Origin of the sequence: Pseudomonas sp. B21-056, from assembly GCF_026016325.1 — a bacterium.
Classification (GTDB): domain Bacteria; phylum Pseudomonadota; class Gammaproteobacteria; order Pseudomonadales; family Pseudomonadaceae; genus Aquipseudomonas.
This window is the reverse complement of sequence record NZ_CP087203.1, coordinates 696,081-710,112: the sequence shown is the minus strand read 5'-3', so window position 1 is coordinate 710,112 and position 14,032 is coordinate 696,081. Positions and strand designations below refer to the sequence as shown.

Genomic DNA, 14,032 nt, shown 5'->3' with positions numbered 1-14,032 from the left:
AGTCTGTGACGGTGTGAGCTGGTCTAATGGCCCCGGACACCTCAATGGGTGAAACTACACCCATTGAGGAATATTCCATGACTAAGAAATACAGAAAATTCGACGCCGAGTTCAAGCTGAAGGTCTGCAAGATGATTGTTGATCAAGGTCTGAGCGTGAACTCGGTTTGTACCGATTTAGGCCTGAGCGACACCGCCGTGCGCCGCTGGGTTCAGCAGTATCAAACCGAGCAGTCGGGCGGTACGGGGATTGGCAAACCATTGACCAGCGACCAGCAGCGTATTCGCCAGCTTGAACAGCAAGTCCGCGAACTGAAGACGGATAATGACATATTAAAAAAAGCTACGGCCTTCTTTGCCCGCGAGTTGAAGTGATCCACCAGTTGGTTCACCAAATTCAATGCAAGGCCTACCCGGTGGCGCGTATCTGCCGGGTGTTGCGGATCAGTCGTTCGGGGTTTTACGAAGCTCGTCAGAGGCGTTTGAAGCCAAAACCTGTGTGCTCGGTTGCCGCTCAGCTCAAGGCTGCCTTCGTGTCCAATGAACACTGTTATGGCAGTCGTCGTTTGGTGAAAGCGCTGCGTGACACTGGCGTCTCCGTTGGACGGAACAAGGTCCGCCGCCTGATGAAACAACAGGATTTGCGCCCGATCTGGAAGCGCAAGTTCGTTCATACCACTGACAGCAATCACAATTTTCCGGTGGCTGAGAACCTGCTCAATCGCCAGTTCAATCCCGAGCGCATCAACCAGTCGTGGGTCGCTGACATCACCTACATCCGTACCCGCAGCGGCTGGTTGTACCTGGCGGCCGTCATGGACCTGTACTCACGCAAAATCGTGGGCTGGGCCATGGCACCCCACATGCGGGCAGAGTTGGTATGCAGTGCGATGCAACTGGCCATCGCGCAGAGGCAACCTGAACCGGGCCTGATCGCACACTCGGATCGAGGCAGCCAGTATGCCGGTACGGATTACCAGGACTTGCTGACGCGACATGGAATGCGTTGCAGCATGAGTCGCAAGGGCAACTGCTGGGACAATGCGGTCATGGAGCGCTTCTTCTTGAATCTGAAGATGGAGCGTGTTTGGCGCAAGGATTACGCCAACCATGGCGAAGCGATCAAGGACATCACGGACTACATCGTGCGGTTCTACAACGGAAGGCGAATCCATTCATCCTTGGGCTATTTACCGCCCAATCAGTATGAGCGGCAAGCAGCCTGAAAAACACCGATTGAGGTGTCCGGAAAAAGTTGACCACCTCACTGTCTGGGTCGGTGATGTTGAATGGGCCGACGCCATCGCGAGCAGGCTCTCCCACAGGGGATCTGCGGCTGACACAAATCAAGTGGGCAACCTCATTCAAATGTGGGAGCGAGCCTGCTCGCGATAGCGGTCTGTCTGAGGTGGTCAACTTTTTCCGGACACCTCAATCGGTGTTTTTCAGGCTGCTTGCCGCTCATACTGATTGGGCGGTAAATAGCCCAAGGATGAATGGATTCGCCTTCCGTTGTAGAACCGCACGATGTAGTCCGTGATGTCCTTGATCGCTTCGCCATGGTTGGCGTAATCCTTGCGCCAAACACGCTCCATCTTCAGATTCAAGAAGAAGCGCTCCATGACCGCATTGTCCCAGCAGTTGCCCTTGCGACTCATGCTGCAACGCATTCCATGCCGCTTCAGCAAGTCCTGGTAGTCCGTACCGGCATACTGGCTGCCTCGATCCGAGTGTGCGATCAGGCCCGGTTCTGGTTGCCTCTGCGCGATGGCCAGTTGCATCGCACTGCATACCAACTCTGCCCGCATGTGGGGTGCCATGGCCCAGCCCACGATCTTGCGTGAGTACAGGTCCATGACGGCCGCCAGGTACAGCCAGCCGCTGCGGGTGCGGATGTAAGTGATGTCAGCGACCCACGACTGGTTGATGCGCTCGGGGTTGAACTGGCGATTGAGCAGGTTTTCAGCCACCGGAAAATTGTGATTGCTGTCAGTGGTATGAACGAACTTGCGTTTCCAGATCGGGCGCAAATCCTGTTGTTTCATCAGGCGGCGGACCTTGTTCCGCCCAACGGAGACGCCAGTGTCACGCAGCGCTTTCACCAAACGACGACTGCCATAACAGTGTTCATTGGACACGAAGGCAGCCTTGAGCTGAGCGGCAACCGAGCACACAGGTTTTGGCTTCAAACGCCTCTGACGAGCTTCGTAAAACCCCGAACGACTGATCCGCAACACCCGGCAGATACGCGCCACCGGGTAGGCCTTGCATTGAATTTGGTGAACCAACTGGTGGATCACTTCAACTCGCGGGCAAAGAAGGCCGTAGCTTTTTTTAATATGTCATTATCCGTCTTCAGTTCGCGGACTTGCTGTTCAAGCTGGCGAATACGCTGCTGGTCGCTGGTCAATGGTTTGCCAATCCCCGTACCGCCCGACTGCTCGGTTTGATACTGCTGAACCCAGCGGCGCACGGCGGTGTCGCTCAGGCCTAAATCGGTACAAACCGAGTTCACGCTCAGACCTTGATCAACAATCATCTTGCAGACCTTCAGCTTGAACTCGGCGTCGAATTTTCTGTATTTCTTAGTCATGGAATATTCCTCAATGGGTGTAGTTTCACCCATTGAGGTGTCCGGGGCCATTAGACCAGCTCAGTCTGTGACGGTGATGTTGAATGGGCCGACGCCATCGCGAGCAGGCTCGCTCCCACAGGGGATCTGCGGCTGACACAAATTAAGTGGGCAACCTCATTCAAATGTGGGAGCGAGCCTGCTCGCGAAAGCGGTCTGTCTGGGGCGATGATGTTGAATGGGTCGACGCCATCGCGAGCAGGCTCGCTCCCACAGGGGATCTGCGGCTGACACAAATTAAGTGGGCAACCTCATTCCAATGTGGGAGCGAGCTTGCTCGCGAAAGCGGTCTGTCTGGGGCGATGATGTTGATGGTCCGGCGCCATCGCGAGCAGGCTCGCTCCCATAGGGGATCTGCGGCTGACACAAATCAAGTGGGCAACCTCATTCAAATGTGGGAGCGAGCCTGCTCGCGATAGCGGTCTGTCTGTGACGGTGATGTTGGATGGAACGTCGCCTTCGCGGTCGCGGTATGATGGCGGCCCGGTTCGCGGGACAGAAGCGCCCGTCGAGCAAACCTACCCATTCGAGGAACAGAGATGACCCCCTGGCTGACCGTAGTGGGCATCGGCGAAGACGGCTTCAAGGGCCTGGGCCGAACGGCTCGCCATGCCTTGCTGCGGGCGACGCGCATTCTCGGCAGTGCTCGCCAACTGGCGTTATTGCCGGTGTGCATTCGCGGCGAACGGGAGCTGTGGCCCAGCCCGTTTTCCCTGGAGCCACTGCTGGCACGACGGGGCGAGCCGGTGTGTGTGCTGGCCAGCGGCGATCCGATGTTCTATGGCGTCGGCGCCAGCCTCGCGAAACAAGTGCCAAGCGACCAGATGCTGGTCATCCCAGCGCCATCGTCGTGTTCGCTGGCGGCGGCGCGCATGGGTTGGCCGCTGCAGGAGGTGGTCACTTTATCGCTGGTGGCACGTCCCCTGGCGGCGCTCAATGCTCATTTATCCACAGGCGTCAGGCTGCTGGTGCTGAGCAATGACCGCCACACTCCAGGTGCAGTGGCGACATTGCTGCGCGAGCGCGGGTTCGGTCCCAGCCCCATGACCGTGCTGGAACACCTTGGCGGCCCGGCAGAGCGGCGGATCGAAAGCTGCGCGGCACAATGGTCCGATCCGGATATCGCCGACCTGAACCTGATCGCCATCGACTGCCGGGCCGAACCCTCGGCGTTGCGCCTGTCGCGCCTGGCCGGGTTGCCGGACACCGCGTTCGAACACGACGGCCAACTGACCAAGCGCGACGTGCGCGCCATCACCCTGGCCCGCCTCGCCCCGCTGCCCGGCGAATTACTCTGGGACGTGGGCGCTGGCAGCGGCTCCATCGGCATCGAATGGATGCGCGCGCACCCTGCCTGCCGGGCCCTGGCCATTGAGGCCGACGAAGGCCGCCAAGGCTTGATCGAACGTAACCGCGATAACCTCGGCGTGCCCGGCCTGCAACTGATTCGCGGGCGAGCGCCGCAGGCACTGGAGGGGCTGGAGCGACCGGACGCCATATTCATCGGCGGCGGCGTCACCCGCGAAGGCGTGCTCGATGCCTGCTGGGCCCAACTCAAGCCCGGCGGACGGCTGGTCGCCAATGCCGTGACCCTGCAAAGCGAGATGACGCTCACGAACTGGCGCGAACTTCACGGCGGTGAACTGACCCGCATCCACATCGCCCAGGCCCAACCACTGGGCGAATTCGACACCTGGCGCCAGGCGTTGCCGATCACCCTGCTGGACCTGGTAAAGCCCCTCGATGCGTGACGAAACCGCCGAACAACCCGCGCCCCTACGCAGCGGCCTGACCACCGGCAGCTGCGCCACCGCCACCAGCCTGGCGGCGGCGCGTCTGTTGCTGCAAGGCCATTGCGCCGATGCCGTGGACATCGTGCTGCCCAAGGGCAAACAGGTGCAGATGCGCCTGGAGTTCTGTCGGTTGATCGATCAGGGCGCCGAGGCCGGGACGATCAAGGACGCCGGCGACGACCCCGACGTGACCCACGGTGCGCTGCTGTTTTCCCAGGTACGGCTGACCGCCGAACCGGGCGTGCGTTTCATTGCCGGGCGCGGCGTCGGCACGGTGACACGACCGGGCCTGGTGCTGGCAGTCGGTGAGCCGGCGATCAACCCGGTGCCGCGCAAAATGATCGGCGATCACCTGGACCGACTGGCCAAGGAAACCGGCTATAGCGGTGGTTTCGAAGTCACGGTAAACGTCGAGAATGGCGAAGCCCTGGCCCTTAAGACCATGAATCCACGCCTGGGCATCCTCGGTGGCTTGTCGATTCTCGGCACCAGCGGCATTGTCCGACCCTTCTCCTGCGCGGCCTATATTGCTTCGATCCACCAGGGCATCGACGTGGCGAAAACCAACGGTTACCTGCACATCGCCGCCTGTACCGGCAATGCCAGCGAAGACACCATGCGCCGGGTCTACAACCTGCCGGAAATCGCCCTGATCGAAATGGGCGACTTCGTCGGCGCCGTGCTCAAGCACCTGCGCAAGGTTCCGGTGGAAAAACTCAGCCTCTGCGGCGGCTTCGGCAAAATCAGCAAACTTGCCGCCGGCCACATGGACCTGCACAGCCGTCATTCGAGCATCGACCTGCCACAACTGGCCGAGTGGGCGGCCGCAGTCGGCGCCGACGATACCTTGCAGCAAGGCATCCGCGGCGCCAACACCAGCCAACAGGCCTTGGCGATGGCCAGCGCCGCCGGCATCGCCCTCGGTGACGCAGTGTGCGAACACGCCCTGGCCTTCGCCCGCAGCGTCGTGCCGTCCCAGGTTCAAGTCGAAGTCTTCGCCATCGACCGCCAGGGCGGCATCGTCGGCCACGCCGGAGCCTTTACATGAAACGTATCCTGCTGCTGGGCGGCGTCAGCGAAGCCTTGGCCATCGCCCGCACCCTCGGCCCCCAACACATCTACAGCCTGGCGGGCGTCGGGCGCGTCCCCACCGACCTGACCTGCCAGGTGCGGGTCGGCGGCTACGGTGGCGCTGAAGGCCTGGCGCAATTCATCCACGATCAGCACATCGACCTGCTGCTGGACGCCACCCACCCCTACGCCGCCCAGATCAGCCACAACGCCGCACACGCCGCCCGCGCCTGTGGGATCCCTTGCTGGGCCCTGCGCCGCCCAGCATGGCAACCCCAACCCGGCGACGACTGGCGCGAAGTGGCAGACTGGGCCGAACTGATCCAGGCCCTGAAACCCTTCCACCGCCCCCTCTTCACCCTCGGCCGCGAACCGCTGCAACATCTGCATGAAATTCCCCCGGAGCAATTCTGGACCCTGCGCGCCCTGGACGTTTACCCCGGCAACGAACGCTGCGAAGTCATCGGCGCCCGCGGGCCGTTCCACCTCGACGGCGAGCGGGCGCTGTTCGAGCGGCGGCGGATCGATGTGCTGGTCAGCAAGAACAGCGGCAGCACTGCGACGGAGCCAAAGCTGGAGGTGGCGCGGGAGCGAGGGCTGCCGGTGTTGGTGTTGAGGCGGCCGGTGTTGGCGGGGGTGGATCGGGAATTCTGGACGCTGGATGAGATGTTGTCGGCGCTGTCGACGTTTGCACCCTGAGCCCCCTGGTAATTTTTAGCGAGTGTCAGGTCGAGCCTGAACCTGTGGCGAGGGAGCTTGCTCCCGCTGGGCTGCGCAGCAGCCCCAAAAAATATGAACGAGGCTCTCCTGACACACCGCAACATCGGGTTTCAGGGTCGCTTCGCGCCCCAGCGGGAGCAAGCTCCCTCGCCACAACAGCGCTCATCTGGCGATCTGTTGCTACTGTTAACACGAGCCCTGCGACCCTACACCGCACATGGCTTTTTTACTTCCAGCCTGCGATCAGGCTAAATACCGCCACCTGATCGCCCAAACGAGCGGATTCGCCCATGTCCCGACAACGGCTTGCATTTGCCTGGATCGCCTGCTTCGCAGTGCTGTTCAACGTGCTTGCCATGCCGCTTTCCGGCAGCGCGGCCGTACAGGCGAATGCGCCGGCCGAGCAGCTGTTATGGGGCAGTTTCTGTTCCTCCAGTGGCACGAAGATGGTGGCGATTTCCCTGGGCAAGTTCGAGCAGGGCACGCCCGGCAAAGACGACCATTCGACCATGCAGCATTGCTGGTGCAGCGCTGGCTCGGCGTCATTGGTGGCGCTCACCGGACAGGCTCCGCGTCTGTACCTGGCCCCACAGCCTACTCATCATGACCTCGTCCATTCGACTCACGACAGCCCCACCCCGCGCCAGCAATGGCCGAGTCTCAATCCCCGCGCCTCGCCTCTGGTCTGATTCCCACCGCATAAAAAATTGCGTCCTGAATCGTTCCGGAGAATCACCATGTTGAACAGACTCATCCTGCTGGCTGCCCTGCTGCTTCCCGTCGGCTTTGCCCAGGCTCACCAGTACAAGGCCGGCGACCTTGAGATCGCCCACCCCTGGTCCCAGGAATTGCCGCCCAACGCGCCGACCGTCGCCGCGTATTTCGTAATCCACAACACGGGCTCACAGGCGGACAAACTGCTCGGCGTCGACACGCCGATTGCCGGCAAGGCCGAACTCCACGAGCATGTGAAGCAGGACGACCTGATGAAGATGCAGCCTGTGCCCGAGGTTGAGATTGCCCCTGGCGCCACCGTCACCTTCGCGCCCATGGCCTATCACGTCATGCTGCTGGACCTGAAGGACCGCAGCCTGCTGAGCGACGGCAAACGCTTTGCCATGACCCTGCATTTCGAGAAAGCCGGGGATGTCAAGGTCGACGTTGCGGTGCAGAAGAAAGCCCCGGATGGCACCCAGACCGAAACCCACACGCACTGATACCTGCCCATGGGTCTTTCCCGCGCCAGGCCTGCCATGCCCCGCCGCCAGCCGATGAGCCTGGCACGCGGCAGCTGGATCAGCCTGTTCGCCATGCTGATGATCTTTATCGGTCCACTGATTTCTCAGTCGATGCCGATGGATCGGCACATGCCTACGTCCATGACCATGAGCATGGATATGGACATGTCCGCAGGTGCTCACGCTGGACATGAGACACCGGCAGTCGAACACTGCCCGCCCCAGAACGAGCATCACGCGCTGTGGGAAAAATGCGGCTACTGCAGCCTGTTGTTCAACTGCCCGGCCTTGCCCGGAGCGCAGTCTCTCGCCGTTTTCAACACCCCGACGGCCAATACCTACACCAGCCCTTCCCCACGCCTGGGTCATGCCCGGCCGTCATTCTTCCCGGGTGCCCGTACCCGTGCACCGCCCCTCGACGCGTAGATCCGACACTTACTAACCCGGTCACACAAGACAGCCCCCAGGCTGCCTGACCGTGTCGTCTACGTCTGCTCGATGGAATCAACATGTCCCGTTTTCTGTGCAGTGACATGAGTCAAGAACAATCGAGCGCACAAATCCATTTGCCAAGCGGAGCGCTTTTTCGATGAGCCAACCGAAACCGAATTTCTACAACCTGGCCTGGCGCTGGCACTTCTATGCCGGGCTGTTCGTCGCGCCGTTCATGGTGATGCTGGCCCTGACCGGCATCATTTACCTGTTCAAGCCGCAACTCGACCCACTGATGTACGGCAACCTGTTGAACGTACCGGCCGGTCATCAAACGATGACGGCGGACGACCTGCTCAAGCAGGTCCACCAGGCCTACCCCACAGCCCGGGTCAAACAGTACTTGCCACCGGCCGACGCCGAGCGCAGCGCGCAGTTCGTGGTGATCGACAAGGGTCGGGAACTGAACGTCTTCATCGACCCGTACCACGGCGATGTCCTCGGTGAACAGGACGCCAAAAACAACCTGCAAGCCATGGCCCGTGCGATCCACGGCGAACTGCTGATCGGTACCGTCGGTGATCGGCTGGTGGAGATGGCCGCCGGCTGGGGCGTGGTGCTGGTGGTGTCGGGGCTGTACCTGTGGTGGCCTCGCGGGCAATCATCGGCCGGAGTGCTGTGGCCACGCTGGAGCGCTCGCGGTCGGTTGTTCTGGCGCGACCTGCATGTGGTCGTCGGCTTCTGGGGCGCGGCGTTGCTGCTGGTGATGCTGCTCAGCGGCATGACCTGGACCGGTTTCTGGGGCAAGCAATACGCCGAACTCTGGAACCGCTTCCCGGCGGCGATGTGGAACGACGTGCCCAAGTCCGACGTCGAGGCCGGCAGCCTCAACAATGCCCATCGCCAGACCGTGCCTTGGGCCGTGGAGAACACGCCGATGCCGATGTCCGGCGACCATGCCGAACACATGGCCCACGGTGGCATGCACGACGGCCCTGCCGCGCCGACCATCAGCCTGCAAGCGGTGCAGGACATCGCCGCCGGAAACAAGGTCACGTCTGGCTACAGCATCACCCTGCCGACCACGGCCACGGGGGTCTTCACCATTGCAGTGTTCGCTGACGACCCGCGCAATGACGCGACCCTGCACGTGGACCAGTACACCGGCAAGGTCCTGGCCGATGTGCGCTGGGCCCATTACAGCGTCGTCGCCCGCGCCACCGAAACCGGCGTGATGCTGCACGAAGGCAAGATGTTCGGCCCGGCGAACCAGATCATCGTGCTGCTGATCTGCCTGATGATCCTGCTCAGCGCCGTCAGCGGCGTGGTGCTCTGGTGGAAGCGCCGGCCGCAGGGCAAATTCGGCGTGCCGCCGTTGCGTCACGACTTGCCGACCTGGAAAAATGGCGTGTTGATCATGCTGGCCTTGGCCGTGGTGTTTCCGTTGGTGGGGGCTTCGCTGGTGGTGGTGTGGCTGTTGGATCGGCTGGTCAGCCGGTTCAATCGCCAGGCTGAAGTGGTTTCATCTTCAAGCTGAAGACAGTGCGTTAACGGAAGGCGGCGCGAAACCTCTACAATCGCGCCCGCCATTCAAACTGCAAACACAGTCCTGAAATGAGGGAGCGAGCCTGCTCGCGATAGCGGTGAGTCAGACAACTCTGTGCTGGCTGATCCAACGCTATCGCGAGCAGGCTCGCTCCCACAGGGGACTGTGTCTTAACCCGACCACCTGAGTACACGCATGACCTCGCTGACTCTCTCCCACCTCGCCTGGACACCCCTGGGCCATGGTCACTGCCATCACCAGTTCCAACTGCGTGACGCCACGTTGCAGGTGGCGGCCGGGGAGTTCGTCGGCTTGATCGGGCCCAACGGCAGTGGCAAGACCAGCCTGTTGCGCTGCGCCTATCGGTTCAGCCCGCCGGAGAGCGGCGAGGTGAAACTCGACCATCACAACGTCTGGCGGCAGTCGTCACGCTGGTGCGCACAGCGTATCGCCGTGGTGTTGCAGGAGTTTCCCGACGCCTTTGGCCTGACGGTCGAGGAAGTGGTCGCCATGGGCCGCACGCCCCATAAGGGCCTGTTCGATGGCGACAGCCCTGAGGACCGGCGCCTGGTCAGCCAGGCCCTGGAAGCGGCAGGGCTGCAAGGCTTCGGCGAGCATGCCTTCGCCACCCTCTCGGGCGGCGAAAAACAACGGGTGATCCTGGCCCGCGCCCTGGCCCAGCAACCGCAACTGCTGATCCTCGACGAACCGACCAATCACCTCGACCCCCGCTATCAACTCGAACTGCTGCAACTGATCAAGCGCCTGGGGATCGGCACCCTCGCCAGCATCCACGACCTGAACCTGGCCGCCGCCTTCTGCGACCGGCTCTACGTCATCGAACACGGCCGCATCATCGCCAGTGGCACGCCCAAGGATGTGCTGACCGTCGCGCTGCTGCATGACGTGTTCGGCGTCGACGCCCTGGTGGATGAACATCCCCTCGCCGGCTACCCACGAATCACCTGGATAACCCAACCATGACCCTGCGTTCCCTGCTGCTCCTGCCGCTGCTGATGTGCAGCGCCCACACCCTGGCCGAAGCCACCCGCTATCCGTTGACGATCCAGAGCTGCGACCGCCAGGTGGTGTTCAACCAAGCCCCCCGGCATGCCGTCAGCCACGACATCAACATGACCCAGATGATGCTCGCCCTCGGGCTTAAATCGCGCATGGTCGGCTACAGCGGCATCAGCGGCTGGAAATCGGTGACGCCGGAGATGGCGAAGATTCTCGATGGCCTGCCGGAACTGGCGGCCAAGTATCCCTCGGTGGAAACCCTGCTCAACGCCAACGTGGATTTCTTCTTCGCCGGTTGGGACTATGGCATGCGGGTCGGCGGCGACCTGACGCCGCAGACCCTGCAACCACTGGGCATCAACGTGTACGAACTGACCGAGTCCTGCGCGTTCGTGATGAAACGTCCGGCGGCTTCGCTGGAAGACACCTACAACGACCTGCGCAACCTCGGCAGGATTTTCGACGTCCAGGACCGCGCCAATGACCTGATCGCCACGATGCAGGCCCAGGTGGCCGAAATCCGCAAAGACCTGCCAACCAATCGGCCCCGGGTGTTCCTCTACGATAGCGGCGAAGACCGGGCCATGACCTCCGGTCGGCTGGGCATGCCCCAGGCCCTGATCGACGCGGCCGGCGGGCGCAATATCCTCGATGACCTGGAAACCAGCTGGACCCGGGTGAACTGGGAGAACGTGGTCGAGCGCAATCCCGAGGTCATTGTGATCGTCGACTACGGCGAAGTCAGCGCCGAGCAGAAACAGCAATTCCTGCTGGGCAACCCGGCCTTGCAGTCGGTGGATGCGATCAAGCACCGGCGCTTCATCGTGATTCCCTACGTCCAGGCCACGCCGGGCATCGACAACGTGGTGGCGGTACAGACCCTGGCGAAGGGTTTCCACGACCGATGAACCCTCGTCGCTATGCCGGACTGCTGATCTTCCTCGGCGCGCTGATGCTGATGTCGTGCGTGGTGTCCCTGGGTTTCGGACCGGCGCGGGTACCGGTGGCCGTGGTCTGGGACATCTTGCTGAACAAGGCCTTCGGTATCGGTGAGGTCCATTGGACGCCCGGCCAGGAACACATCGTCTGGCTGATCCGCGTGCCGCGCCTGCTGCTCGGCGCGCTGGTGGGCGCGGGGCTGGCGTTGATCGGTGCGGTGCTGCAAGCGGTGACCCGCAACCCGCTGGCCGATCCGCACCTGCTCGGTGTCACTTCCGGCGCGACCCTTGGGGCAGTCATCGTGGTGCTGCATGTCGGTGAGATCATCGGCTTGCTGACCCTGCCCCTCGCCGCGTTCATCGGCGCGTTGCTGAGCATGTTGCTGGTGCTGGCGATTGCCAGCCGCCAGGGTCGCCTGGAAAGCGATCGCCTGTTGCTGTGCGGCGTGGCGGTGTCATTCGTGATGATGGCGGCGGCCAACCTGCTGCTGTTCCTGGGTGACCATCGCGCCAGTTCCGCAGTGATGTTCTGGATGCTCGGCGGCCTGGGCCTGGCGCGCTGGGAACTGTTGACGGTGCCCGCCGCCAGTGTCCTGCTGGGACTGGTCCTGCTGCTGGGCATGGCCCGGCCGCTGAATGCCCTGATGGCGGGCGAACAGACCGCCGTGACCCTGGGCCTGAACGCGGCGAAGGTAAGGTTGTGGATCTTCCTGATCGCGTCGCTGATGACCGGCGTGCTGGTGTCCATCAGCGGCTCGATCGGTTTCGTCGGGCTGATGGTGCCGCACATCGCCCGGCGCCTGGTGGGGGCCGAGCATCGTCGGCTGTTGCCGGCTTGTGTGCTGCTGGGCAGCCTGTTCCTGGTGTGGGTGGACGTGGCCGCCCGAACCCTGATCGCTCCGGAAGACCTGCCGATTGGCGTGGCGACGGCGGCCATTGGCGGGTTGTTTTTCATTGGCCTGATGCGGCGGCGCTGATCAAACTCGCCTGCCATCCATTCTCCTGTGGCGAGGGGATTTATCCCCGCTGGGCTGCGAAGCAGCCCCCGAGAGCAGGGAATGCTATTCACCAGGCAGACCGCGCCCATCAGTACTGGGGCCGCTGCGCAGCCCAGCGGGGATAAATCCCCTCGCCACAGGTATTTCCTTTCCTTCAATACCGGTGCATTCGCACGCACCGATGTGGCGCATCTGATCGCACCAGCGCACAAGCGACGATCGCTCGTGGTGCGTCGCCCTGCTCTCCCCTCCACACCACCCCCGCATTTCCCGGTCTTTCCACGACCGGGCACACCCCTTGCAAAAGCCCTTTTCAGCGTCCGCATCTGCCCTCGATAAAAACACCCAATCATGGAGATCGCACAATGAAACGTCGTAGCTTGATCAAGGCTTTCACACTCTCGGCCAGCCTTGCCGCGATGGGCATGGCCTGGACTGTCCAGGCCGCCGAGACCATCAAGGTCGGCATCCTGCATTCGCTGTCCGGGACCATGGCGATCTCCGAGACGTCCCTCAAGGACATGGCGCTGATGACCATCGACGAGATCAACGCCAAGGGTGGTGTGAACGGCAAGCAGCTCGAAGCGGTGGTGGTGGACCCGGCCTCGAACTGGCCGCTGTTTGCGGAAAAAGGCCGGCAGTTGCTGACCCAGGACAAGGTCGCCGTGGTGTTCGGCTGCTGGACCTCGGTGTCGCGTAAATCGGTGTTGCCGGTGTTCGAAGAACTCAACGGCCTGCTGTTCTACCCGGTGCAGTACGAAGGCGAAGAGATGTCGCCGAATGTGTTCTACACCGGCGCAGCGCCGAACCAGCAGGCAATTCCGGCGGTGGAATACCTGATGAGCGAAGAAGGCGGCAGCGCCAAACGCTACTTCCTGCTCGGCACCGATTACGTCTACCCGCGCACCACCAACAAGATCCTGCGCTCGTTCCTGCATTCCAAAGGCGTAGCGGACAAGGACATCGAAGAGGTCTATACCCCGTTCGGCCACAGCGATTACCAGACCATCGTGGCGAGCATCAAGAAGTTCTCGGCCGGCGGCAAGACCGCGGTCATCTCGACGGTCAACGGCGACTCCAACGTGCCGCTCTACAAGGAACTGGCCAACCAGGGCCTGAAAGCCACCGACGTACCGGTGGTGGCTTTCTCGGTGGGCGAAGAAGAACTGCGCGGCATCGACACCAAGCCACTGGTGGGCAACCTCGCGGCGTGGAACTACTTCGAGTCCGTGGAGAACCCGGCGAACAAGCAATTCGTCGATGCCTGGAAAGCCTACGCCAAGGCCAAGAACCTGCCGGGCGCCGACAAGGCCGTGACCAACGACCCGATGGAAGCCACCTACGTCGGTATCCACATGTGGGCGCAAGCGGCAGAAAAAGCCAAGTCCACCGACGTCGACAAGGTCCGCGAAGCCTTGGCCGGCCAAACCTTCGCCGCGCCATCGGGCTACACCCTGACCATGGACAAGACCAACCACCACCTGCACAAGCCGGTGATGATCGGCGAGATCCAGGCCGACGGTCAGTTCAACGTGGTCTGGCAGACCGAAGGCCCGATCCGCGCCCAGCCGTGGAGCCCGTTCATCGCCGGCAACGACAAGAAGCCCGACTATGCGGTGAAGGGTAACTGAGCCTCCTCCACCCC

General features: G+C 62.2%; 13 protein-coding genes. 12 read left to right on the top strand and 1 reads right to left on the bottom strand.

Annotation, left to right across the window (positions count from 1 at the left end):
* The first annotated feature begins 77 nt into the window (after nt 1-77).
* Nucleotides 78-1,225, top strand: a protein-coding gene (locus LOY67_RS03075) for an IS3 family transposase (RefSeq protein WP_265063257.1) whose coding sequence is annotated in 2 segments (ribosomal slippage) — nt 78-333 and nt 333-1,225 — 1,149 coding nt in all. Because the reading frame shifts where the segments join, the coding sequence is not laid out codon by codon here.
* 219 nt (nt 1,226-1,444) lie between these two features.
* On the opposite strand, the gene LOY67_RS03070 is transcribed toward LOY67_RS03075, so the two are convergent.
* A protein-coding gene (locus tag LOY67_RS03070; protein WP_265067689.1) for an IS3 family transposase occupies nt 1,445-2,592 on the bottom strand; the annotation gives its coding sequence in 2 pieces (ribosomal slippage) (nt 1,445-2,337 and nt 2,337-2,592; 1,149 coding nt in all).
* 578 nt (nt 2,593-3,170) lie between these two features.
* On the opposite strand from LOY67_RS03070, the gene cbiE reads away from it, so the two are divergent.
* The 11 genes from cbiE to urtA all read left to right on the top strand — a co-directional run bounded on the left by cbiE (nt 3,171) and on the right by urtA (nt 14,018).
* Entirely contained in the window at nt 3,171-4,382 is a 1,212-nt protein-coding gene (cbiE, locus tag LOY67_RS03065; RefSeq protein ID WP_265065892.1) for a precorrin-6y C5,15-methyltransferase (decarboxylating) subunit CbiE, read from the top strand.
* Nucleotides 4,375-5,472, top strand: a complete 1,098-nt coding sequence (locus LOY67_RS03060; protein WP_265065891.1) for a cobalt-precorrin-5B (C(1))-methyltransferase — start codon at nt 4,375-4,377, stop codon at nt 5,470-5,472. Before cbiE ends, LOY67_RS03060 begins: the two co-directional genes overlap by 8 nt.
* Nucleotides 5,469-6,194, top strand: coding sequence for a cobalt-precorrin-6A reductase (locus LOY67_RS03055; RefSeq protein ID WP_265065890.1), 726 nt, complete (start codon nt 5,469-5,471; stop codon nt 6,192-6,194). The genes LOY67_RS03060 and LOY67_RS03055 overlap by 4 nt, the downstream gene beginning before the upstream one ends.
* A gap of 311 nt (nt 6,195-6,505) precedes the next feature.
* A complete protein-coding gene (locus LOY67_RS03050; RefSeq protein WP_265065889.1) occupies nt 6,506-6,904 on the top strand; it encodes a DUF2946 domain-containing protein in 399 nt (132 codons plus the stop codon).
* A gap of 48 nt (nt 6,905-6,952) precedes the next feature.
* Entirely contained in the window at nt 6,953-7,432 is a 480-nt protein-coding gene (locus tag LOY67_RS03045; protein WP_265065888.1) for a copper chaperone PCu(A)C, read from the top strand.
* Nucleotides 7,433-7,486: 54 nt separating this feature from the next.
* Nucleotides 7,487-7,879, top strand: a complete 393-nt coding sequence (locus LOY67_RS03040; protein WP_265067688.1) for a DUF2946 domain-containing protein — start codon at nt 7,487-7,489, stop codon at nt 7,877-7,879.
* A gap of 163 nt (nt 7,880-8,042) precedes the next feature.
* The gene (locus LOY67_RS03035) at nt 8,043-9,422 is read left to right on the top strand and encodes a PepSY-associated TM helix domain-containing protein (RefSeq protein ID WP_265065887.1); all 1,380 of its coding nucleotides are present in this window, start codon (nt 8,043-8,045) and stop codon (nt 9,420-9,422) included.
* 204 nt (nt 9,423-9,626) lie between these two features.
* Complete coding sequence (locus LOY67_RS03030; protein ID WP_265065886.1) at nt 9,627-10,415, top strand: ABC transporter ATP-binding protein; 789 nt, start codon at nt 9,627-9,629, stop codon at nt 10,413-10,415.
* Complete coding sequence (locus tag LOY67_RS03025) at nt 10,412-11,359, top strand: ABC transporter substrate-binding protein (protein ID WP_265065885.1); 948 nt, start codon at nt 10,412-10,414, stop codon at nt 11,357-11,359. Before LOY67_RS03030 ends, LOY67_RS03025 begins: the two co-directional genes overlap by 4 nt.
* Nucleotides 11,356-12,366, top strand: coding sequence for a FecCD family ABC transporter permease (locus tag LOY67_RS03020; protein WP_265065884.1), 1,011 nt, complete (start codon nt 11,356-11,358; stop codon nt 12,364-12,366). The genes LOY67_RS03025 and LOY67_RS03020 overlap by 4 nt, the downstream gene beginning before the upstream one ends.
* A gap of 386 nt (nt 12,367-12,752) precedes the next feature.
* Nucleotides 12,753-14,018: an urea ABC transporter substrate-binding protein gene (urtA, locus tag LOY67_RS03015; protein WP_265065883.1), complete on the top strand. Its 1,266-nt coding sequence runs from the start codon at nt 12,753-12,755 to the stop codon at nt 14,016-14,018.
* Nucleotides 14,019-14,032 lie beyond the last annotated feature (14 nt).